At 37.5% G+C, this 21,098-nt stretch carries 17 protein-coding genes; 10 read left to right on the top strand and 7 right to left on the bottom strand.

The genetic code is table 11. The annotated features are described in order from the left end of the window. Positions 1-38 precede the first annotated feature (38 nt). From TR08_RS29620 to TR08_RS29645, 6 genes are all read left to right on the top strand, one after another. The gene (locus TR08_RS29620; protein WP_045524531.1) at positions 39-302 is read left to right on the top strand and encodes a hypothetical protein; all 264 of its coding nucleotides are present in this window, start codon (positions 39-41) and stop codon (positions 300-302) included. A 269-nt stretch (positions 303-571) separates the two neighbouring features. Continuing rightward, entirely contained in the window at positions 572-1,288 is a 717-nt protein-coding gene (locus TR08_RS29625; RefSeq protein WP_045524534.1) for a type 1 glutamine amidotransferase, read from the top strand. A gap of 838 nt (positions 1,289-2,126) precedes the next feature. Then, entirely contained in the window at positions 2,127-3,392 is a 1,266-nt protein-coding gene (locus tag TR08_RS29630) for an MFS transporter (RefSeq protein WP_045524536.1), read from the top strand. Between the two features lie 38 nt (positions 3,393-3,430). Next, on the top strand, positions 3,431-3,679 hold the full coding sequence (locus TR08_RS30610; RefSeq protein ID WP_052427667.1) for a type 1 glutamine amidotransferase: 249 nt from the start codon (positions 3,431-3,433) through the stop codon (positions 3,677-3,679). Between the two features lie 158 nt (positions 3,680-3,837). Further along, positions 3,838-4,305 carry an Lrp/AsnC family transcriptional regulator gene (locus tag TR08_RS29640; RefSeq protein ID WP_193747883.1) on the top strand — a complete coding sequence of 156 codons (468 nt, stop codon included), beginning with the start codon at positions 3,838-3,840 and terminating at the stop codon, positions 4,303-4,305. Between the two features lie 606 nt (positions 4,306-4,911). Next, positions 4,912-6,126 carry an MFS transporter gene (locus TR08_RS29645; RefSeq protein WP_045524540.1) on the top strand — a complete coding sequence of 405 codons (1,215 nt, stop codon included), beginning with the start codon at positions 4,912-4,914 and terminating at the stop codon, positions 6,124-6,126. A gap of 25 nt (positions 6,127-6,151) precedes the next feature. Here TR08_RS29645 and yfkAB read toward each other — a convergent pair whose 3' ends face one another. Continuing rightward, a complete protein-coding gene (gene yfkAB / locus TR08_RS29650; RefSeq protein ID WP_045524542.1) occupies positions 6,152-7,270 on the bottom strand; it encodes a radical SAM/CxCxxxxC motif protein YfkAB in 1,119 nt (372 codons plus the stop codon). 185 nt (positions 7,271-7,455) lie between these two features. Between yfkAB and TR08_RS29655 the strand changes: the two genes are divergently transcribed. Further along, positions 7,456-8,244, top strand: coding sequence for a formate/nitrite transporter family protein (locus TR08_RS29655; protein ID WP_045524543.1), 789 nt, complete (start codon positions 7,456-7,458; stop codon positions 8,242-8,244). 118 nt (positions 8,245-8,362) lie between these two features. Here TR08_RS29655 and recQ read toward each other — a convergent pair whose 3' ends face one another. The 5 genes from recQ to TR08_RS29680 form a co-directional block, all read right to left on the bottom strand. Beyond that, positions 8,363-10,495, bottom strand: coding sequence for a DNA helicase RecQ (gene recQ, locus TR08_RS29660; protein WP_045524708.1), 2,133 nt, complete (start codon positions 10,493-10,495; stop codon positions 8,363-8,365). Positions 10,496-10,734: 239 nt separating this feature from the next. Further along, positions 10,735-12,297 (bottom strand): fatty acid--CoA ligase, encoded by a 1,563-nt coding sequence (locus TR08_RS29665; RefSeq protein WP_045524544.1) that lies wholly within the window; start codon positions 12,295-12,297, stop codon positions 10,735-10,737. A 15-nt stretch (positions 12,298-12,312) separates the two neighbouring features. After that, the gene (locus TR08_RS29670; RefSeq protein ID WP_045524546.1) at positions 12,313-13,461 is read right to left on the bottom strand and encodes an acyl-CoA dehydrogenase family protein; all 1,149 of its coding nucleotides are present in this window, start codon (positions 13,459-13,461) and stop codon (positions 12,313-12,315) included. An 83-nt stretch (positions 13,462-13,544) separates the two neighbouring features. Then, a complete protein-coding gene (locus TR08_RS33495; protein WP_045524547.1) occupies positions 13,545-13,757 on the bottom strand; it encodes an AMP-binding protein in 213 nt (70 codons plus the stop codon). A gap of 523 nt (positions 13,758-14,280) precedes the next feature. Next, positions 14,281-15,468 (bottom strand): MFS transporter, encoded by a 1,188-nt coding sequence (locus TR08_RS29680; RefSeq protein WP_052427668.1) that lies wholly within the window; start codon positions 15,466-15,468, stop codon positions 14,281-14,283. A 195-nt stretch (positions 15,469-15,663) separates the two neighbouring features. On the opposite strand from TR08_RS29680, the gene TR08_RS29685 reads away from it, so the two are divergent. The 3 genes from TR08_RS29685 to TR08_RS29695 all read left to right on the top strand — a co-directional run bounded on the left by TR08_RS29685 (position 15,664) and on the right by TR08_RS29695 (position 18,114). Beyond that, on the top strand, positions 15,664-16,626 hold the full coding sequence (locus TR08_RS29685; RefSeq protein ID WP_045524549.1) for a D-2-hydroxyacid dehydrogenase: 963 nt from the start codon (positions 15,664-15,666) through the stop codon (positions 16,624-16,626). Between the two features lie 15 nt (positions 16,627-16,641). Continuing rightward, complete coding sequence (locus tag TR08_RS29690) at positions 16,642-17,580, top strand: glycerophosphodiester phosphodiesterase (protein WP_052427669.1); 939 nt, start codon at positions 16,642-16,644, stop codon at positions 17,578-17,580. 126 nt (positions 17,581-17,706) lie between these two features. Beyond that, positions 17,707-18,114, top strand: coding sequence for a DUF1761 domain-containing protein (locus tag TR08_RS29695; RefSeq protein WP_045524551.1), 408 nt, complete (start codon positions 17,707-17,709; stop codon positions 18,112-18,114). A gap of 37 nt (positions 18,115-18,151) precedes the next feature. On the opposite strand, the gene TR08_RS29700 is transcribed toward TR08_RS29695, so the two are convergent. Then, a complete protein-coding gene (locus TR08_RS29700; RefSeq protein ID WP_045524558.1) occupies positions 18,152-20,905 on the bottom strand; it encodes a dynamin family protein in 2,754 nt (917 codons plus the stop codon). Positions 20,906-21,098: the final 193 nt, after the last annotated feature.

Raw genomic sequence — 21,098 nt, forward strand, 5'->3', positions numbered from 1 at the left:
TAATTTTGGTGAAATAGTAGAAAAATGGAGGGGTCATCATGAATCAAGATCAATTTTTGAAAAAGAAAATGGGTTTTTGGTCACTTACTGCAGATCTCTCGGTGGCATTAAGGCTCTGGTTGGCTTTTTGGGGCAGCAATAGCAGCAAATACAGCTGGTCCTGCATCCATCCTCGCTTAGATTATTGGTGGGATCGCAATGATGCTTGTAGGACTTGTATACGCGGAATTAGGTATGGTGAAGCCGGAATCGGGTGGTGTAGTACATTATCCTTTGTATTCCCATGGATATGTTTCAGCTAATCGATTCTAAAGGGATTACATGTTTGGATTTGGAAGGTATTCAACTGGAAGCTCTATCTCTGCTGTTTGGGAAGAAAGCCCATACATCAGGAAAAATACGAAATATATGTTGGAGCTTCTCTCCAAATTAAAAATCAATCTATAACAATAGTAATTATTCAAGATGAATTTATATTTCAAAATGTTTTATTGATGAACTAAAAAGATATTACAATTATTTTAGGTTACGACCTTAAATTAGCCCAAAGTACACAAAGAGGGAGACAAATATGAGAATTTATTGTTTACAAAATGATCCTTTAGCCGGACTCGGAGAAATTGAAACGTGGATTAACAAAAAGGGATATTCTGTTACTACTACACAGGTATATGAAGATATTGATTTTCTTTCTCCAGATGATTATGACTTGCTTATTATTCTAGGTGGACCGATGGGAGCTTACGAGGAGGAAAAAAAACCATGGTTAAGGTTTGAAAAAGATTATATCTCTGAGGCGATTCGTAGGAAGAAATTTGTTTTAGGAATTTGTTTAGGAGCACAGTTAATCGCAAGTGCTTTGGGAAGTCCTGTTTACCCTCATTCGGTGAAAGAAATCGGCTGGTGGCAGTTAGAATGTAGGAAAGAAGCAGAATCCTTGCAACTTATGGACGGTTTGCCAGAAAAGTTTACAGTTTTTCAATTGCATACTGATACTTATGATTTACCGCAGGGAGCTGTTCATTTAGCTGAAAGTAAGGCGTGTTTAAACCAAGCGTTTCTGTATAAAAATCGGGTTATTGGGTTGCAATTTCATCCTGAATTCACAGCGAATACACTTAATGAAATTGTTAAAAAATTAGGACATGAATTGACCGATGGACCATTTATTCAGAAACCTGAGGAGTTTTTAAACCGCAATGATCTACTTGAAGGAGCACATTCTTTCTTGTTTAACTTATTAGAAAATATAGATAAGGGTTATCAAGAAGAATATATTGGACAATAATGGTGGTTCGAAAACTTATATGTTTGGAATGAAAACATTTCAACATAGTAATCATCAATACTTCATGTTGTAGGCAAGGTTTGTCGATTCAAGTGCTTTACATTTTTCAATTTCAAATTGAAACAAAGATTGGGATAACCTAGAAAATGTGATATGCACAAGAAATTGTTACCGGTATGATTGAGATAAAACTAGACTTTGCTTCATTTATATTGGAACTTAACACTACCTTATGTTTATAGCTTCAAGTTTTGATTCATTATCGTTCAAACAAACGTTAACACACTATCGTTTGTTATTCCTCAATTACCGGCTAACAAACGATAGTGTTTTATAAAACCTTAATCTAAAACGATAAACTCTTTTAAATAAAGAGGAGATTTATATAAAAGAGAGACCTAAATATGGAATTGCAAACAATCATTTCTGATTTTATCGAACAAAAAAGGGGAAATTATCGAGCTAAGCGATAAAATTTGGGAGTCTCCTGAAATTTACTTTAAAGAATACAAATCCTCGGAGTATATAAGTAATTCCCTGGAGGCGGACATTTTAAATTTCAATTATCTTAACGATGTAAATCCACACAGTCTTAAATGTACCTAATAGTGAATAATATTATTTTTGTAAACGCTTCCAGTCATATGCTGGATTGGAGCCTATATGATTAATTTAAGGTATGAGTGATTTTATATTAGTTGTAAATAATTAAGTTAGGTACTCAACCTTTACAGTTTAGTTATAGAAATATAGCCAGACGATCACTTTGTAATTAACTAATTTAATATCACTTTGTTTTGTTATGGTTTGGGGTAATAAGCAAAATAGGAGGTTGTTTATGAATAAAAATGGAAAGATTTTTTATGGTTGGTGGATAGTAGTAGCCACTTTCATGATTATGACTTTAATCTATGGCACGATTGCAAACTTAGTTTCCCTATTTATTTTGCCGGTTACGAAAGAACTTAGAGTTGGTATACCTCAGTTTTTGCTGTATTTTTCCATAATGGCTTTCGCTGGAATGGCTATAGGTCCTATTGCAAGCAGACTAATGAAAAAGATCGATATAAGATTATATTTAACCTTATTTATCTTAATTACAGCTCTTGCATTTGTTGGGTTTTCATTTTCAACTAAATTAATTCACTTTTATCTATTTGCAATCCTAATGGGGGCAGGTATGGTAGGAGGTTCATTAATTCCTGTTTCAGTTTTAATCACTAATTGGTTTAATGATAAACGCGGTTTAAGCTTAGGATTGGCTTTATCGGGGAGCGGTTTCGGCGGTGTAATTCTTAGTCCTGTTGTTAACTGGCTCATCACAGCTTATGGATGGAGATCCGCATATCTTACTTTAGGAATTTTAATATTTGTGGTATTAGTACCATTGGCTGTATTTGTTATAAGATTAAATCCAGCTGACAAAGGTCTTTTGCCGCTAGGTGAAGGAAAATCTGTTAAAAATGCACAAAAGAAAGTATTAACAGGTATAACTCAAGGTGAATTATTAAAATCGTTATCATTTTGGGCTCTTTCTTTAGCCATTCTAGTAGGCGGTATCGTTGTAAATAGTATGCTTATAAGTCTTGCTCCATATTTAAATGAAATAGGTACTACAGCGAAAACAGCCGCATTGCTCTTATCATTAAGTTCAGCAATGGTGATCGTTGCCAAACTATTAATCGGACGATTATTTGATAAGTTAGGATTAATTACAACTGTACTATTTATATCTGCAGGGAGTTTAGTAAGTTTTCTATTTTTGATGAAAGCAAATGTAGTACTTCCAGCTATTCTTTACTCCATATTCTCGGGAATAGGCTCAACGGCTATAACTGTTACACCTGCCTATATTACAGGAGCACTTTATGGTGAGAAAGAATATGGAGCAAATTATGGAGCCGTATCTATATTTATTTCATTAGGTGCAGGAATCACTCCTATCGTTTCAGGTGCCCTTTATAATATTAATCATTCATATGGATTGATCCTAAATGTTCTTATTATACTTTCTATTGTACAATTTTTATTATTTTTCATTGCTGTTAAAACCAAACCAAAGTTTTCATTAAACCCGGATATTTCAAAAATAGAAGCGTCGTGATTTAATAAAACGTAGAAAGATTTTGTTATATAATAACCATGCCCCATCTTTTGAGTGGTTTTTCCAAAAAATTTACGGCTGCTGAATTTCACGGCGATACCTTTGACCTACCGAAAGGCGCGATTCGCCTCGCTTCAAGTAAAGGTTGCCAGAACCAAATGTTTATATATCGAGATCGTGTCATAGGGGTGCAGTTTCATCCAGAGTTAACAAATGAACAGATTGATTATATTTTGAAGAACTCTGAATATGGTGAGACCCATGGTGAATTTATGCAAAAACCTTAAGATATTCTTAATCAAACCGCCTTGCTTAAACAATCGAAGAATATACTCTTTACATTACTTGATAACATCTCAATCAAATTTAATGAGGAAGGAAAACAATTACCAATATGTTAGACAATTCCAACACAAAAAAAAATGAGGAGCCACTCGCGTCTGAATTGATTGACCAAATGGATTTAACCATCTTAAATGCCCTGTCACAAAATGCCCGCATATCATACCAGGATATTGCAAATGAGCTTGGTGTTTCGAGGGTGACTGTTAATGATCGTGTTAAAAGGCTAGTAAATAAGGGCATAATTACTGGTTTTTTTACTGGCATTAATTTTGAAGCGCTTGGCTACACCGTTGTCGCCTATGTCGCGCTTATTACCGGACAAGGGAAAAAAGCAGCTGAAAGTCTTTCTAATGGAATAAAAAATATTCCCGAAATTGAACAATGTGATACAGTAGCGGGGAGATATGACGCGATAATTAAAGTAAGGGCGAAAAGTCAAAAACATCTTCAAGACATTCTTACAAATAAAATCGGAGCCCTTGATTATATTGAACGAAGGGAGACAATGATTATTTTAACATCTCCAAAAGAAATAGCAGAATTTAAATTGTCTGAACTAGAGTTTTAGAAGGAGGAATAAAGGTTGGTGTCCTAAAAGCGATGTTTTGGGGCATCTTCTATTTATATCCGCAGGATGTAAGCATTCTACCCCTGAGGCTTTATCTGAATAATCCGCTTCACCATTAGGGGTAGTACCCTGATAAGCGCAAGTAGGCTCTACAGCGTTTAATAAAATTTACGATTCTTCCACAATCGGGCGCATTTCTGGAGTAACCAAAAAGTCCCTATTTCTCAGAATTAAATTGAGAAATAGGGCTTTTTAATATTGGTATTTCCTTAGCGTTGTACCACGTTAAAAATCTATATACATCAACGTTTACGGACTATCTGTATCTATGACCTATGTATGTATAAGAACTATTACGTCCTCCCTTGATAAGAGAACGTATTCTTTTACTTGTTTAAAGTATTAAACTAAACTTAATCTCCTATTAACAATTTATCAATAGTGTTTTCTAAATATTTTAAATTAAACCACTTTTTACACAAAGTTACATAATAACTAATCTAATGCCAGAAGCTAATCACAGGTAATATAACTTTCATTTTTTTAAAATTTCGGTATTATACTATTTAGGGAAACGAAATACTTTGCAGAAAGAAGTGAACTTACATGACTAAGTCGGAGATGGCTAAACGAAATATTGTGATCATGTGGTTTTCCAACTTCTTTGTTGCTGGAAGTATGACAATGGTTCTACCCTTTATTTCGTTATACATAGAGACTTTGGGAGACTTTTCGGAGAAATATGTCCAGCATTGGTCAGGAATAACCTTTGCAGTAACATTTGTATCAGCTTTTATCTTCTCACCGATTTGGGGGAAAATTGGCGACAGGTATGGCAGGAAAAAAATTCTGATTATTTGTGGAATTGGGATGGGTTTCTCCATATTCCTCATGGGCTATGTCCAATCTGTTTGGCAGCTATTCCTGCTGCGGCTTTTGATGGGATTTTTCACAGGATTTATTCCAATGTCTCAAGCCTTTATTTCCACACAAACACCGAAGGAAATAGCTGGTCGTGTACTTGGAACATTACAAACAGGCAGTATCACGGGTTCGCTGCTTGGTCCGATGCTTGGCGGGGTTTTAGCGGATTCACTGGGTTACTCCTTGACCTTTAAGTGGACATCTATTGCTATTTTTGTTTCTGGCCTGCTTGTGTTTGCAACTAGGGAATATGTGATTGAAGCGAAAAAAGGAACTAAATCACATTATTCCAGTAAAGAAGTTTTAGCACATATTGTTAAGAATCCAGTATTATTAACTGTTTTACTTATTTCGGCACTCGTACAAATCGCCCACTTTAGTATACAGCCGATTCTATCTTTATTTGTCAGTGAACTGCATGGTCACACAAACATCGCGTTTTATTCCGGAATCGCCTTTTCTGCAGCTGGATTAGGAAATCTGCTGATGTCGAGAAATTGGGGGAAGATTGCCGATAAGCATGGCTATATTAAAATCCTTGTGATTCTACTATTCGTATCAGGAATTATTTACCTGCCTGGTGCTGCAGTTACTGATTTTTGGCAGCTCGTTATGATCCGTTTTGCCCTTGGAATAGCAATAGGAGGAATCATTCCTGTGAGAATTGCTTACATTCGACAAGAAGCACCAATAGCTATGCAAGGTGAAGTTCTAGGCTACAATACTAGCTTGCGGTTCCTTGGAAATATCATTGGCCCGATGTTAGGAGGATTCATTTCTGGTTATTTAGGTTTTTCCGCTGTGTTTATTAGTACTAGTGCATTATTGATAGTTAGTGGAATCATCTTGTTTATCTCCATGCACCGCCATCCAAAGCTTGTTAAACATACAGCATAAAAAAAGCAGGGATCGCCTGCTTTTTTTATTTGCTTATTTTATTTTGTAGATTTGAAAAATCCAAATCCTGATAATAACTGTTTTTAACTAAAATATTTGGACCTAGACATGAAACAGCTGGACAATGACAACTTAATTCCTGCGCTAGACTCGACGTCTGCCAGGTTTGATAAGCTTCTAGCAAGTTGGTAGTTTGGATATTTCCGAGCGGAGGGGTATCACCAAAATCTGTTACGATAATATCTCCGTTAAAGATATTGACATTTAGACGGGAACGACCATCGGGATCATTTCTAACTGTTACATTTTTACTGTTATATAGCCTTTTTAATAGCTCTAAATCCTCTGGTTTGTTGCTGCATGCGTAGAATGGAAGTGTTCCGAAAAGCATCCATACCATCTCATCTCGAACATCTAGTAAATGATGAATGGCTCCCCTAATTTCATCAAGGGACAATGTTTCGAGATTACTAGCAAAATCACTCGAATACATAGGATGAATCTCATGTCGCTGACAGAGCATTTCATCAACAATTTGGCGATGGATCTTCTCCAAATGTGGAAGTGTACGCTTGTTAAGCATGGTTTCCGCAGATACCATTACACCTGCCTTTACCAACTCCCGGCTATTGTCTATCATTCTCATAAAATATTTTTCCCGTTGCTCGTGGTCCGGTTTCTGCACCATCCGCGCAAATCCGCCTTCTACAAAATCATCCACTGTTCCCCAGTTATGTGAAATATGTAATACATCTAAGTATGGAATGATTAATTCATATCGTGCTAAATCAACCGTTAAATTCGAGTTGATTTGCGTTCGAATGCCGCGTTCGTGAGCATATTTCAAAATTGGCACCACATAGTTTTTAACAGAGGATAAGGAAAGCATCGGTTCTCCTCCCGTGATACTTAGAGAACGTAAAGTTGGAATTTCTTCTAACCTATGCAAGATCATATCAAGTGGGAGAGCAGACGGGTCTTTTGTTTGAAGAGTGTATCCTACAGCACAATGCTCACAGCGCATGTTACATAATGTTGTAGTAGTGAATTCGATATTGGTAAGTTGAGGCTTTCCGTATTGCTTTATATCATTGTAAGCTTCCCACGGATCATATTCAGGGGTTATTTTTTTAAAATAGGACATAGTAAACTCCTTAAAATCTGTATTAGAAAAACCACTTTATTATAGCTGATATAGTGTTTTTTTGGCTAATTTAAACTACTCTTCCTTTTTACAAAACTTATGAAACCAATCCTTTTATTATACATAATTTAGTACTTATTAATAGAAACTAAAGGGATGAATCGAAAATTGTGGATGGTGCAAATATGGAGAGTCAACCCTTACGTGAGGTCGAAAAATTAGCGTTAAAAAAGGTGAAAATCTTTAGGCAAAGCCTATTACGTTATATTTTAAGATCAATGCTTGCTAGTATGTTTATCGGATTTGGTGTAATTGTTGCTTTTAAAACGGGAAACTACTTTTATACGGTACATTCCCCTTTTGCTTATCCGATGGCAGCTCTCACATTTGGATCGGCAATCATATTAATTGCTTATGCTGGTGGAGTTTTGTTTACTGGTAATACATTCTATTACAGTTATGCTGCATTGCGGCGAAAAATGGCTTGGCTAGAAGTCTCTAAGTTGTGGATTAGCAGTTACATTGGAAATATTCTAGGGGCTGCGGTCTTTGCCTTTATCATTTTTACTACTGGACTTTATGAGGAATCGTCGGTTAATGGTTTTTTATTAAGCGTAGTAGAAAAGAAAATGCAGGTTCCTACAATGGAGCTGTTTTTTAGAGCAATCCTTTGTAATTGGCTTGTTTGCTTAGCCTTTTTTATTCCTCTCGGTTTAAAAGGAGACGGACCCAAAATGTTTTCGATGATACTTTTTGTGTTCTGCTTTTTTATCTCCGGATATGAGCACAGTATTGCCAATATGTGTACCTTCGCTATTGCTTTAGTCCTGAATCACCCTGGAACGATTTCATGGGGAGGAGTCATTCATAATCTAGTTCCCGTAACCATAGGTAATTTATTTGGCGGCAGCGTACTAATGGCGTGGATGTATTACTTTGTAAACAAACCATTTTTGGGTGAATCGGAAGAATAAAAACAGCCGTATGATGTTATACGGCTGTTTTTATCGACAAATTCCCGGGAAATATCAACAAATTAACTCTGCAGACGACAATTAGATTGTGAATATTCTAAAAATAACAACAAATTAATTAGTTGTTATTCTTTCTACTTAAAAAATATAGATAGCCTTTAATCATAAAATAACTTACTTCTTCAGGTAATTGTTCTTTAATAGGTTTTAAACGATCTCTACCAACCTCTTCAACTGCTTTTTCTAATAATTGAATGTATTCTGTAGGAATGAGCTGGGTAAAATCTACTTCCATTCCTTGCTGAGCACATTGAATTAAATGGTTTTCAACGGTACTCATTGCCAGCTCACGTTTTTCTGCAATTTCGTTGATTGTTAAGTTTTGTTGATGTAGCTGCAATGTTTCAAGGTGAGAATCACCAATTGCCTTTTTTGCTGCCTTTTTCGGAGAAGGTGCTGTTCCCAGCTCTGGCAGTCTGTCAGGGTGTGTTTCGCAAAATGCGCGAATTGCTTGAATAAAATCAAGTCCATATTTCTGCAGCTTGTGCTCTCCCACACCGCTTACTGTTAGAAATTCTTGGTTTGTTTTTGGCAGTTTAGCACACATGTCCTTTAGCGCTGCATCAGAAAAAATCACAAATGGCGGTACATTTTCCGTTTCTGCGATCGCTCTTCTTACTTCACGTAAGGTTTCGAATAATGGGTCGTCTTTGGATATTTCTCTGACTTTAACAGTTTCCCTACGATGAACATTATTCTTTCCAAGCAAGACGTCTTTCCCTTTTTGGGAAACATACAAGGTTGGAAATTGCCCTTGTTCAATTGCAATTAATTCTTGTGAGATTAAGAACTCGATAAAATCACTTACTTCTTTAGAACCCTTTTCCTTCATGATTCCATATGTTGTAAGCTTGTGAAAGCCCATTTCGGTTACTTTTTTATTTTTTGAACCTGTTAATACTTGCGCCGTTAGTGTTTTACCGAATCGCTGTCCCATCCTAATCACACAAGACATCACCATTTGCGCTTCTTTCGTTACGTCAATGCTAGAGCGGGAATCGAGGCAATTGCCACACCGTCCGCATGACTCGGTCTCTGTTTCCCCAAAATATTTTAGTATAAACTCTTGCAAACAGTTTTCTGTATGGCAATAATCAACCATCTGCTGTAACTTTTCTAGTTCCGCATGAATCCGTGTTCGGTCGCTGGATTGATCAATCAAAAAGCGCTGAACTTGTACGTCCTGAGAGGAATAAAGAAGAATACATTCACTCTCGAGTCCATCTCGTCCGGCACGACCTGCCTCTTGATAATAACTCTCCATATTTTTCGGAAGTTGAAAATGGAGGACATATCGGATATTGGACTTATCAATTCCCATACCAAAAGCTGATGTTGCCACCATAACGGAAGCTTCATCTTTTAAAAATCGATCCTGCTCACGTATGCGCTCTGCGTCCCCCATCCCTGCATGATAACGGGCCACATTGATATTTTCTTTTTTGAGTCTTTCATAAAGCTGGTCAACGTTCTTCCGGGTGGCCGCATAGATAATGCCTGCTTCTTTTTCATTCTTTTTTAAATAATCTCTTATAAAGGGAAGCCTGTCTTGACCTTTAATCACAGCAAAAGAAAGATTCTCACGTTCAAAACCGGTAATGATGGAATTCTCTTCATCGATATCGAGTGTCTCGCAGATATCTTCTCGAACCCTTGGTGTTGCTGTTGCAGTAAGAGCAATTACATTCGGTTTTTGTGGAAGGCTTCGGACCATTTGCTGGATATGCCGGTAGCTGGGGCGAAAATCATGTCCCCATTGTGATATACAGTGGGCTTCATCAACCGCAACCATTGGAATGTCTATTTGTTTAAGGTCCTCGATAAATTCACGGGATTCTAATCGCTCGGGGGCTATGTATAGGAGCTTGTACATTCCTTGCTTCGCTTCCCTGATTCGTTCATTTGCTTCATTGTAACTTAGTGAGCTATTGATAAAAGTTGCAGGAATTCCTACCTGTACGAGGGCATCGACTTGATCCTTCATAAGTGAGATTAACGGGGATATTACAATCGTGGTACCTGGTAAAACAAGTGCAGGAATTTGATAACAAATCGATTTCCCTCCGCCAGTGGGCATGACACAAATCGTATTTTCACCAGCTAATACGGATTGGATGGCACGCTCCTGCCCATTTCGAAAGGATGAATAACCGAAATGAGATTCTAATAATCGTTGAGCTTTTTCAAACAACAAATACGTCTCCCCCTTGTACTAAATGACCTTCTATTATTATACATTAGATTTTAGTTGTGTGGATTCCTTACAGGTAAAAGTTCCATGCTAGATTTAGACAACAAAGTTGGGCTATCTTCCGAGAGTATTTTCAACCATTCGTCAGTATTTCTTGCCAACTGCCAATATTTTCCGCAATCTGTAACTAAAATTGTAAAGAAAGGTCGCCGAAACTTTCTCGGCGACCTTTCCTATCATTATCCCTGTGTAAACAGTTCTTCTAGCTGCTTCCGCAATACGAATTTTTGGATTTTTCCACTTGCATTTCGCGGCAATGCTTCACAGAATACATATTTACGCGGGCGTTTGTAATTCGCCAGACTGTCACTGTTTTTACAATAGTCTTCAAGGTCTTGCTCAGTCAGCTTAGGATCCTTTTTCACAACAAAAGCGGTCACACTTTCACCCCAGCGATCATCAGGCTGACCCACAATCGCGACATCCAGGACACCTTCATGTGCATGTAAAACATCTTCAACTTCACGTGGGTAAATATTCTCCCCGCCGCTAATAATCATATCGTCCAGTCGGTCATTTACAAACAGAAAGCCCTCTGCGTCTAGGTAACCAATATCACCTGAATGATACCAGCCTTTATACATCGATTTTTTCGTGGCTTCTTCACGGTTAAAATAGCCTACCATCATGCATGGACCTTTCACAATAATTTCTCCTGTTTCACCAACTGGAACTACATCATCAGGATCAGATGGTCCATCCTCTCTAGTACGAACCACACGGATATTGTGGTTAATAGCGGCTTGACCTGCCGATCCCGCTTTTCTTAACTGGTCATTCTCCGATAGGAAGGTAATGGCTGGTCCCATTTCTGTCATTCCATAGGCTTGAACAAGCCCAATTCCAAAGCGATCATGTAGAGCATGAACGAGAGATGGGGCCATTGGTGCTGCACCATATAAACCAAGCTTTAGACTTTCCGTATTATATTGGCTTAAATCTTCTTGAAGTAACATGTTCCACATAGTTGGAGCTGCGAAAAATTTGGTTATCTTTTCTTGTCCTATTAATTGTAGGATAACTTTTGGGTTGAATTGGTGCAGAATGACATTTCTCGCCCCCACATGAATCCTTGGTAAAAAGGCACAATGAAGCTCTGCACAGTGGAACATCGGAGCGGTCACAAGTCCTACGTCTTCTGCTTCTAACTTTTGCGAAGCAATACAGAGTACACTTTGATCCACCATATTGCGATGACTATGCATGACACCTTTTGGCCTTCCAGTTGTCCCACTTGTATAAATAAACGCGTAGATGTCATTTTCATTTACATCGGCCTGAATATCTTCACTTGAAGCGGCTGCTAATTTCTCCTGATAGCTGGCAGCATAAGCTGGTTTTTCTTGGTCGATAAACCAGAAGGAAGTAGCTTCAAAACGATTTTCAATAGAAGAAATTACAGGCTCCAACGCTTTTTCAAATAAAACCACTTTAGGAGTTGCATCAGATAGGATAAACGCCACTTCTTCAGGCATTTGACGAAAATTTATTGGATTGAAGATAGCACCGATTTTTGCACAAGCAAAGAATGCTGTTCCTAACTCTTCCGTATTAAACATGAATGTGGATACCCGGTCGCCTTTTTTGACTCCTTCGTTCAACAACGCATTCGCAAGTCGGTTAACCTGCTCACTCCATTCTTTATACGTAAAGCGGACATTTTTTCTAACATCATATATTGCATCCTTGTTCGGGTTTCTTTTTACCGTTAAGTCAAAAATTTGTCCAATAGTGGTTGTCATCCAATCTCCTCCAATTTATAATCCTAAATTTTTGGCAATAATCGTTTTCATAATTTCGTTCGTACCAGCGTAAATACTTGAAACCTGAATATCGCGGAATCTTCTCGCAATCTCGTATTCTTCCATATACCCGTAGCCGCCATGAAGCTGCAGGCATTCACTCGCAATTTTCTTTGCGGTATCCGTCAGCTTCCATTTCGCCATCGAAACCTTCGTTACCACATTTTGACCATTCATATGTTCAGCTATTAATTGATCTAAGAACACTCTTCCCATCTCAACATCCGTCGCCATCTCCGCAATTTTAAACTGAGTATTTTGGAATTGGCTGACAGGTTTTCCAAAGGCTTCACGACTCTTCACATAGTCAATCGTCACTTGAAGCATTACTTCTGCGGCAGTTTGTGCTGCGATAGCAACAAGTAGGCGCTCCTGCTGGAGTTTATCCATCATATATAGAAAGCCTTTGCCTTCTTCGCCAAGTAGATTCTCCTTTGGAACTCGGCAATCTTCAAAAATTAACTCCGCGGTATCCTGACTATGAAGCCCCACTTTGTTCAGTTTTCTTCCTCTTGAAAAACCGGGAGCATCCCGTTCCACTAGGAGCAAGCTCACTCCTTTATGCTTTGGTTCTGCATTTGGATCCGTTTTACAAGCCACAAGGATTAAATCAGATTGAATCCCATTTGTTATAAAGGTTTTTTGTCCATTCAATATATAGTGGTCACCATCAAGCTTTGCTGTGGTTTTAATATTGGCAAGGTCAGACCCAGTGCCAGGTTCGGTCATAGCAATAGCTGTAATCAATTCACCTGTTACACATCGTGGAAGCCAGCGCTGTTTTTGTTCTTCTGAGCCGAAAGAATTGATATATGGGACAACGATATCATTATGCAGACCCATTCCCACTAGGCCAGAACCAATTCTCTCTAACTCTTCATTAATAACAACAGAGAACCCCCAGTCGACTCCACTGCCACCATATTTTTCATCTAAATCTGGACAAAGGAATCCCTGTTCTCCCATCTTTCTCCACAAGGAGCGGGGAATCATTCTCTCCTCTTCCCATTCCTCATAATATGGTACAGCCTCTTTCTCCAAAAATTTTCTTAGTGACTTGCGAAAAATTTCATGGTCTCCTGTTAAATATGCGTGTTGTTTCATTATGAACTCCCCACTTTCTACTAATAACCAATTACTAAGCTTTCACTAATTTTTGAATAGAATTCCTCTTAGTCCCCTTTCGGTCAGGCCGCAAAGATTATAGAACAATCTTTTTTAAATAACTGAATACTTTTTTTCACTAACTCAGGTGCCATTGGTGCGACATGAAGGATACGCTCATGTTGAAGCAATCCCATATTAATAGTGACAGATATTCCTACATTTAAATTCCTCTTATGATCAAACAATTCGCCTTTCGGTCGTCCTGTTGTCCCTGAGGTGTACAAGATTTCCAAATCATTCTGTTCAGAAACATCAATTTCAGGTTCATCCTCACCACCAGATTAAGCGCTTTCAAAATAGTGGTAGCCTAATGTTCGTGGTAATTACTGTTCCGACTTTTAATAAAAATTCACTCCTACTTATTGTAACAAAAGTAGAGAATTTTTAGAATATTTTAGCAAAAAATATTAATTTGTCTTTTAAACTATAATCATAAAGTCATAGGTCTTTTTGTATAATTTGTAGGATTATATATATTGAATATTCGAAAAATAGAAGATTATAATAGAATTTGGCAATAGAAAAATTTCGTTTGGAGGAAATTTTATACACCTGCACCTGCACCTGCACCTCAAGTAAAAGCAACTGGGCATGCTATTCCAAATACGGCATCTCCTGCTTACAATTTTGCTGCAATTGGTTCGATGGTCCTTTTAGCTGGATTTGTTAGCCTAAAATTGCAAAGAAGACTCAGACAAGACGCTTAATCCAAATAAAAAGGTCAGCCCTCTTACTCGAGAGGTCCTGACCTTTTGTTTATGAAACAACTCTTTCCTTCGGAGCAACTCTTTTTTTCCTAACTTCTATCATAGTTAAAACAATGGCAATAATTAAAAATAGACTACTTATCCGGAAGAGATTAGCTGTATCAGTGAATTGTGCTATTGCACCAAAGATAATACCGCTTAAGCCAATCCCTAAATCAATCGAAGAAAAGAACATTCCATTCGCCACACCTCTTCGATTTTCGGGTGTCATGGATAAGGTCCAGGATTGTAAGGTTGGTAAGGCACAGCCAAAACCGAGTCCAAACAATCCTCCTGCTACGGCAAGCATAAAATTGGTTTGTGCATAGGAAAGAACCCACAACCCAACAAAGGTAGCAAAAATACAGAAATAGACCATGGCGACAGGACCCTTTTCATCAAACCACTTTCCTGCAAGCGGTCTAGCCGCCGTGGCAATAATTGCATTAAGAATATAGAATAAAAAGATTTGGTCAATGCCTCTTTCTTCCCCATAGATAACGATAAAGGTTGAGACTGAACCATAACCAAGACAAATAATGAGTGTAATAAAAGATGGGTACCAGCTCGATTTCTCCACTAGTGAACCTAGGTAGGAAAATTTAAGATTTTCCTTTTTTGTTTTTAAAACAGCTTCCGGTGTTTTGTAATGTACAAGTGCAAGCAGAACGACGGAAATAAATCCTAATATGCCTGAAATAATAATGAGATTGGTAAACGAGGTAACATTATATAAGAAAATTCCTAGACTAGGAGCAATAATGAAACCAATTGTGGTTGAAAGCCCAAAATAGCCCATCCCTTCACCCAGTCGTGAAAATGGAATTACATCCACTGCAGCTGTTCCATTCACCGTTGTTGACCAGCCCCACGCAAGACCATGAATAAAACGGATAAACAAGAATATCACGACAATTCTTGAAATTGGGTATAGGACGGTAATAATTAATAAAATGACTGCTCCTATTATAACTAGCGCCTTCCTTTGTTTGTATTCGAGCATGTATCCAATAAAGGGTCTTATGAGAACAGCACCAATCGAAAACAATGCCGTAACAAGACCAATTTCTAGCCCGTTTGCACCAATGGATTTTATGTAAGGCGGTAAGGTTGGAATAAGCATTTGGAAGGACATAAATACAAATAGATTCCCAGCCATCAACATAATAAAAGATTTTGTCCACAAACGCTCTTTCAAAGAAACACCTCCTTATCACTCTTCTTATAGAAGATTGAGGAAAAATTCTGTTTATTTCGTATCACTAAATAATAGCACAGAACCTTAGAAAATAGAAATATGAAATCATCTATTTTTCTTGTATAATCGTTATCCTTTTTCAGTAAATTCAGGTATCATGAAAATAAGTAATATAAGTCCAAATGGAGGAAAAATATGCAAAAGAGAAAAATCGTTATTACGAATACTTTAAATCAGAATCTTTTCGATCAGATAAAAGAAATTATCCCAGATTGGACAATCATAGCGGGTAAAGATAAAGATATTTGGCAGGATCATTTACATGATGCTGAAATTATAGCAGGCTGGAAAAAGGGAATAGAAAAAGAGTGTCTAGCCCCCCAATCAAAACTTAAGTGGCTCCAAACCTGGAGTGCAGGTGTTGATAGCCTGCCGCTTGAGTCGCTGGAATCTAAAAACATAATCGTAACAAGTGCGAATGGCGTACATGCTTATCCAATATCTGAAAGTATCTTTGCCTTGATGCTTGGCTTAACAAGAAAGATTCATACATATGTGAAAAATCAACAAGCAAGAAAATGGCACCATTCCGGTATAAAGCTGGAAATGCACGAAAAAACGATTGGAATAATTGGTGTTGGAACAATTGGCAAAGAAACTGCAAAAATTGCAAAAGCCTTTGGAATGAGGGTGCTCGGCGTTCGCCATTCTGGAAAACAACAGGAATTCGTCGATGAAATGTACACCACCAATCAATTAGATATGGTTCTTCCCAACTGTGATTATGTCGTTGTCACACTTCCGCTAACCAACGAGACGAAACGCTTATTTGGTTCCAAACAATTCGACCTCATGAAACCTTCCGCTTTCTTTATCAATATTGGACGTGGTGAAATCGTAGTTGAAGACGACTTGATTTCAGCATTACTGAAGGGAATCATTGCTGGTGCAGGTTTAGATGTGTTTGAACAGGAACCATTAAGTGTGGATAGTCCTTTGTGGGATATGGAAAATGTGATTATTACTCCGCACATTGCAGGTTCAACTGAACATTATAATCAAAGAGTTATTGAAAATATCCTAATACCGAACCTAAAAAACTATATTACTGGTACCCGGCTTTCGGTAAATCTTGTTGATTTTTCTAAAGGCTATTAGTAGAGGAGCAGCACTATGCAACATGTCACAATAGAGAAAACACGGAGAAAGAAAACAGTGCTTCTATCTTTAAAAATGATAGTTTCTGCTTTGTTCATTTTCCTGTTAGTCATTAATTTTTTTCCTGTCAAACAAATTAAACAGAAAAGCTTTTTTAATCATAATCGCCCATTGGTCATTGCCCACCAAGGCGGTGAGCTGTTAGCACCTTCAAATACAATGGCTTCCTTTGAGAATGCTGCTAACATGGGAGTGGATGTCCTTGAAACGGATATACATATTACAAAGGACGGCCATTTAGTTACGATCCACGACCCAAGTGTTAACCGGACAACCAATGGAAAAGGCAATGTGGCAGACCTTACTTTAGCAGAACTTCAAGTGCTTGATGCAGGTTATCATTTTAGAGACTTAGATGGCAACTATAGTTTCCGTGGTAAGGGTGTCTATATCCCAACGGTCGAAGAGATGTTTCAAACATTCGATGACATGAAAATAGAAATAGAAATTAAAGATGATAACCCTCCTGAAAGAATAGAGGAAATTGCTTCGAAATTATGGGACCTCATTGAAAAATACCAAATGGAGGAAAAAATCATAATTGGTTCATTCGACCAACAGATTCTCCAAACGTTTGAGAAGTATGCAAAAGGCCGTGTCGCCATTACAGCTGGCAGACAAGAGGTTAAAAGCTTTGTTGTCTTTCATAAATTCTTTTTACGAAATCTTTATGTTCCAAAAGTCGATGCATTCCAAATCCCTGTGGAGGACAGCGGCTTTGATTTAACAGACCAAAGGTTAATTGATGGGGCACACCGTCTTGGAATGGAAATCCATTACTGGACTATTGATGATCCAAAAACAATGAAAAAATTGATTGATGCAGGTGTTGACGGTATACTGACAAATCGGCCAGATTTATTGCTCAAATTGCTTGAGGAAAAAGGTTTGTAGATACTTGTGCTGCAATTTTCAAATAGCTGCCCTTTCTTTTTGGCACAATTTCTATAAGAGTTTTGTTTTAATAAAAATATCATGATATAATTCACCAAAAATAGGAAAACAAAAGGGGTAATTGGATTGGATTTCACAAATATAAGTATTTTAGCCATCATTCTAGCCGTTGTAGCCAATATGGTGATTGGAGCACTCTGGTATTCTCCTATTCTTTTTTCTAACATTTGGGTGAAAGCTCTAGGTAAGAAAATGGAGGATATAGATCCAAAAGGGGCTTATGTGGGATATGGCTTAACCACACTCGGAGGAGTTTTCACTGCAGTTGTTCTTTCCCTATTTATTCAGTTATTAGATACGGTAACCATTTTGGACGGGGCTTTATTCGGATTTTTGATTGGTTTAATTGCTGCATTTAGAGAATTATCGCCTACTTTTTTTGAGAGCCGTAACTACACTTTATTCTTCATTAGTGCAGGCTATCATGTGGTTTCCTTGACGGTAATGGGAATTATTATTGCTGCTTTTGTTTAATTGTAAAGGGTGCCTCACCTGAGGCACCCTTCATTTATTAGTAAATCGTTTGTACACCCTTGCCTGCTATTGTGGTCCATTCAAATTGACGTAGTCTAACTTCAAATAGTGTCAACGGATCACGGAACATTTCTGGGTTTGTATTCATTTTTTTCAAAATATCTTGATTTGTCGTTATTTGGGTCAGTGATTCTTCGATTGCTTCATTAAAGATTTTCAATGGCTGTCTAAAGAACATCGTAATGTCACGTTCTAATGATTTTTCAAAAAGCTCAAACTGTTGGAAAAAGCGTTCAATCACAATCTCAGTTGGTTCAGAATAGCTATCATTTTTCACAAAGGCTTTGTATTTTTTATATACCATGGCTTTATTTTGAGATATTGCTCCAAATAGTTTCCCTGCACTTTTTAGTAAAAATTGTGATGGAGTGTTGCGAAGTAAGATATTAACCTTTTCTAATTGGAACCGGCTCGTCATTCTATCAGTATCACGATGCCAATCATCCAGCACTTTAAAGTCACATTCTGTCTTAATTCGCTCTTCCCCATACAAGCTATTTAGGCCTTCAGCCATCTCATTCAAAAATTCCTGCCCTTGCTCAAACTCCGCTTTAGCGCTGCTAATCCATTCTTGAAGCGATGAATAATATTTCGGCATTACCTCTCGCTCCAAATAATCTTGTATTCGATTGTTCATCACATCATTTATCTCCAAATGAATCGTACTAATATTGCTATCTTCCTTAATTAACTCGGAACATTCCTGAAGTATTTTCGGAACTGCAATAGAAATTTCATTTTGAATCGTTTCTTTAATGGCGCGGTAGGACCTCGTGATTGCTTTTGTATTTTGCGACTCAGCATCCTTTAATTGATTGAGAGCTCCATTTAGCTTCATTACTACTTCTTCATTCCAACGCACCGACTCAATTAATTGATTCTCAACATCAATTCTCTTTTGCAACAGCTTGGATATGGTTGTTCGTATGAAGAATAAAAGCTTTGCCAAGCGCTTGTCAGCTATGTTTCTTGTATCTTTTATCGATTGGATAAAATCCTTTAATTCGACTAATTGCTGTCCCCTTTCGTATTGAGAGGAATAAGCAAATACCTCTGCCTCAGGTAAATACGACTGTATCTTAGATCTTGTTTCATCAAAAATCCTAATTGCTTCCTGCTCATTAACAATCGTATCCATCTTATTCAAAAGAAAATGGACTGGAATATCAGGTGCAAGCTCATGAATTTGCGAAAGAATACTCTTCTCTGTCTCCGCAAACGGGGCATTGGCATCTAAGACAAATAATAAAGTATCTGCCATTTGAACATACTGCAGTACTTCATACCGATCTTGGTGGCTCCCTTTTAAACCAGGTGTTTCAATTAGTGCTAGTTTCTGCTCATACAAAAATGGGAATGGCTGCTGAAATTCAATAATCGACTCTAGCGCATTACGGCGTCGATCCATTCGCTCTTGAAATTGCGTAAAATCCGTAAGTCGAACGGTTTCCTGGTCAGTTATTTCATAGATATTTAAGTCGTCATAGTCTTTAAACATAACGAGTGAGGAAGTTGGGCTATCCTGAATTTCTTCACCTAGGATTGAATTTACGAAAGTAGACTTTCCACTGCCACTCATACCTGTAATTAACAGGTGGTGGGTGTCAAAATTATTCAATTGCTGAACCATCCATTTTAAGTGGTTATTCTCACCCATATCGTGTGTTTGTGCCCAACTAATGATTGCGTCAAAGAGATGTAAACACTCTTCTAATTCGTCAATGTGACTTTCTGTTTCACTAATAAGATTTTCAGCCTCACTAACAATCGACATACTAATACTTGTTGGAAATAGCTCATTCCATGACAATACTGCTGCTGACACTAAGACTGTATGCTTTGGAACTGCTAATCGCAGCCAATTTGTTAAAAGGTCAGGTACTAGATCTTCTAGCGTTTTAATGAAATAGTCTCCATTTATTAAACCAAAATAAGTTTGATAATGAAGGTCTGAAAGGTATTGAAAATTACTGTTTCGGCTAATATCAAGATTCAGTAGTAGATGATTTACCTCTTTTAACCATGTAAAATACGACTCTTCATTTTTGTAACTGTTCCAAAGGGAAGTTGTAAGCTCTTCAAACTTTTCCTGGTCTAAGCTATACAATTCAAATATTGCTTGTATGAAATAATTTGGATTTAAACTTTTTGTAACACCCTTCTTTACATAAGAATTCACCGTCTCAAACCACTCAAGTGAACCTGTCCGCCTCGCTTCATTAACTGCGAGCTCAATGGCATTATCCCAATCCTGCTGGTCTTCAAAATAAGCACTAGCTATAGCGGTCACATTTGGGTAATCGGGATTAGAATCGATCGTTCTTTTGATAATATCAACCGCTTCCTCACGCTTCCCCCGGTCAATAAAGAGAGAAAATAACTGCAGTGCCACTTCTGTCTTTAATGTAAGATTATTAGTATCAATAGAAAGATAAAGATCCTCAGCGTTAGAGAGAAGACCTGTTTCATAGTAGGCATCAGCAATATTTTTCCTAGCCCACAGTTCGAGTTCCCCCGCAATGTTTTCCCATTTGAAAATGGCTGCTTCAAAGTCACGATTGTGAAAATAGATTTCACCTTGCGCAAAGCGTATAGATGTTAAATCGGGCAGGTCTTTCTGAAGCTCTTCCTGATACGCATTACCTAGCACACGTATTGGCTGCACATTTTCATGTTCATTTATGTACATTTGATAATATGATTTTTTTATTAACTGACTTTCCAATGTCATGTCTGACCCTCCTATTACCACCACTTCTATGCATTCATATGGAAAAGAGGCAGAATTATTCCTCTATACAATACGAACTATGTACTCATTTTTAGTCCCAATTATATCGATTCTACCAAAGGATTTTTTAATTCATGTTTCAGTAATATTTCAATTTGAATACAATGCTTTTTATTAGGCTTCTACTTTTAAC

Source organism: Neobacillus niacini (genome assembly GCF_000759675.1).
GTDB classification, from domain to species: Bacteria; Bacillota; Bacilli; order Bacillales; family Cytobacillaceae; genus Neobacillus; species Neobacillus niacini_A.